The 3225-nt window shown below is 62.7% G+C and carries 2 protein-coding genes; both read right to left on the bottom strand.

Annotated elements, in window-relative coordinates; genetic code table 11:
• Positions 1-48: 48 nt before the first annotated feature.
• A complete protein-coding gene (locus WB528_RS18265; RefSeq protein ID WP_423889797.1) occupies positions 49-2097 on the bottom strand; it encodes an elongation factor G in 2049 nt (682 codons plus the stop codon).
• Positions 2098-2273: 176 nt separating this feature from the next.
• On the bottom strand, positions 2274-2759 hold the full coding sequence (locus WB528_RS18260; RefSeq protein WP_423889796.1) for a DUF992 domain-containing protein: 486 nt from the start codon (positions 2757-2759) through the stop codon (positions 2274-2276).
• Between the last annotated feature and the right edge of the window lie 466 nt (positions 2760-3225).

The following is a 3225-nucleotide window of genomic DNA, read 5'->3' as shown; positions in this document are numbered from 1 at the left end:
CCGCCGCTCCCGATCAGGAACGGCGGATGGAAACGAGGCGAGACGAAGCTAGGCCGCGACGCCGTGGGCGGCGATGATCTGGTCGGCCGCCCGGCCAGTGACCTCCGCCATCCGGTCGAACTGTCGCGTAAAGCTGCCGGCGCCGGCGGTGGCCGACCGCAACTCCACGATCAACTCGCCGATCTCGGCCTCCGGCATCATCGCGCGCACGCGATCCCATCCCGGCCAGCCTTCGCGGGTGTCGAAGCCGAGAATCTGTCCGCGCCGTCCCGACAGAATGGCGTTGATCTTCGCGGTTGCTTCCGTCGGGCAGACGATCTCCACGATGTGGATCGGCTCCAGCAACACCGGCTGGCACTGCGGCAGCGCTTCGCTGACGCCGATCCGCGCGGCGGTGCGAAAGGCGAGATCGGACGAATCCACGCTGTGATAGGAACCGTCGGTCAGCGTCACCTGCACGTCGATGACGGGGAAGCCGAGCGGACCGCGCGCAAGCCCGTCGACGACGCCTTCCTCGACCGCACCGATGTAGTTTCGAGGCACCGCGCCGCCGACGACCTTTTCATGAAATTCGAAGCCGCCGCCGCGCGGCATCGGCGCGATCTCGAGCACGACATCGCCGAACTGGCCGTGGCCGCCGGACTGTTTCTTGTGCCGGCCGCGCTGGGTGAGCGACTTGCGGATGGTCTCCTGATAGCCAATCGCCGGCGGATGCGATTTCACGTTGATGCCGAAGCGATCGCGCAGCCGTTCCAGCGCAACGCGCAGGTGCATCTCGCCCTGCCCCCACAACACGCTGTCATGGGTGCGCGGGTTCTGCACCATCGTCAAGGACGGGTCTTCTTCGTTCAGCCGCAGCAAGGCCTGGCCGAGCTTGACGTCATCTTTCCGGTCGGCGGCGGCAACCGCTATCGACAACACGGGCGGCAACGGTTCGATATGCACCAGCGCCGGCGGCGCGGTCTTGCCGCTCGACACGGTGTCGCCGGTCTTGACGGTGTCGAGCTTACCGAGTGCGACCGTCTCGCCGGCCTCGGCCGACGCGCGCTTGTTGTCATGGGCGACCCCAAGCGCCGATACGCCGGACACCCGGCCGGCTTCGCCCGACGAGGCATGCACCGTTGCGCCGTCATCAAGTCGTCCAGCCAGCACGCGCGCAAACGACAGTTTGCCGCCATGCTGGAGATGCACGGTCTTGAATACATAAGCGAGCGCATCCTTGGAAGACGGCGCGCCAAGACGCTTGGCGGTTTCGGTCACGCCGGGCGCCTCGTGCCGCAGCGCCTTCATCAGACGCAGCACGCCGTTCTCGCGCGTGGCAGAGCCGAGCAACACCGGGCAGATCAGCCCCTCGCGCAATTCGCGGGCTAGATCGTCGAATACGGCGTCGCGCGGCGGCGCAATGTCCTCGAGCAACTGTTCCATCAGCGCGTCGTCGTGATCGGCGAGCTTCTCCAGCATCGAGAAGCGGGCTTCCTTCTCGCGGTCGAGATTGCCACCGTCGAGCGTCATGACCTCGGACGCCTTGTGCTCGCGATAGACAAACGCGCGCTCCAGCGCCAGATCGACAAAGCCTTCGATCAGATCGCCGTTCCAGATCGGAATCTGGCGAAGCACTAACGGAATGCGCGAAGCGGGCTGCAAGGTCGCGAGCGTCTCGCGGACACGCTTGTTGGCGCGATCGATCTTGTTGAGAAACAGAAAACGCGGAATGCCGAGATCCTCGAGCTCGCGCAAGATGATTTGAAGCTGCGGCAGCTTCTTCTCGTCGGCTTCGCAGACCACGATCGCGGCATCGACGGCGGGAAGCGCGGCGCGCATGTCGTGGGCGAATTCGACCGAGCCGGGGCAGTCGATAAAAGTGTAGCTATCGCCCATGAAGTGGGTTGTGACGGCCGTCAGTCCGACGCCCATCTTGTGACGGCGCGCTTCTGCGCTCGCGTCGCCAACGGATGTACCGGCATCAACGCTGCCGGCGCGTGTGATGGCGCCCGTACGCGCCAGTATCGCTTCAAGAAGTGTGGTTTTACCGCTTTGAAAAGGGCCCACCAGTGCGATGCACCGTGGACCGCGGGGACTTCTGACGTCTTGTCCCATTGCCGCCTCCTCATGTGGAGCTCGGCCCTTGATTGGGTCGGCAAGATAGGATGCTCCTCCTCATCAGGTCTTTTGGCAAGAAGGAAAATCGGTCGCGGTGCACTGTTAACAACACGAGCGCGGCCTCGTCACCAAGACGAGGCCGCGCGCGTTTTTGTTAGTCTTTAGCCCTGCGCTTATCGTCCGGGACGCAATTCCAAGCTCTCAAGTCCGGCGGCGACGCTCAAGCCGGTCTGTCCTTGAAGGCTGAGCGGCTGGAGCGCGATCGAATTGTTGGAACCGCCGACCAGCACATTGCCGCCGGCACCCACGCCGATCGTCGCACTGCCCTGCGCGCCGGCATAATTGCCCGAGAGATCGCCGGGGCCGAGACGTGCCACGGCAGAATAGACCCCCCATGCAAGCGCCGTTTCCTGGGTGATGCCGAGGTCGACGCCTACTTTACGGATGGTCGCAACGTATCGGTCTTCCGGCATGCCGTCGACGTGCAGCACGCAGCCGAGATTGGTGACCGAACCGACGATGAAGCCGATGCTCGCCCCGCCACGGCATTCGAGTACGCCGACCCGTACCCGTTGCATCGGCTGCTGGGCGCTGACGCCGGCCAAGGGCGCAGCCAGCAGCGTGGCGGCGATACCTGCAAGGATGATCAAACGACGCATGAAGAAATCTCCGACTGGAATGATGTGATGCGGCAGAGAAAGACGAGCGCGCCCCCCAATGAATGGAGGCGTGCTTTCTCTATGGCACAAGTTCCCCGGCCATTCCAGATTTCGCCGATGGCGCAAAAGTTAATTCCGGTTCACGGGACCGCGAACCGGAAGCCGATGACGGCTTTGCCTGGTGGAGTGGATTGGCATTCGCTACCCTGTAGCCTGGAATTCGCAAAGCGAATATCAAATCCCAAACTCCACTAGAAACCTATATTTGCTGGTGGTCCTTTGATTCTAACGTTTGCAAAAGTGCCTGCCGGATCGGGATGCAAATGTTAGAATCGGACTGCTAGTACCGCCGATCCGAAGTCCCTGCGCCACAAGCGGCGAATTCGATCAGGGACTTCAGATCGACAAAGCGGTACTAGAATCAATAAGTTTGCTAGTGCCCATGACTTTCCGAAGTTCGTGAAGG

This window comes from Bradyrhizobium sp. (assembly GCF_049586575.1).
GTDB lineage: Bacteria > Pseudomonadota > Alphaproteobacteria > Rhizobiales > Xanthobacteraceae > Bradyrhizobium.
The sequence above is the reverse complement of the archived record's forward strand: the minus strand, read 5'-3'. Positions and strand labels throughout refer to the sequence as shown.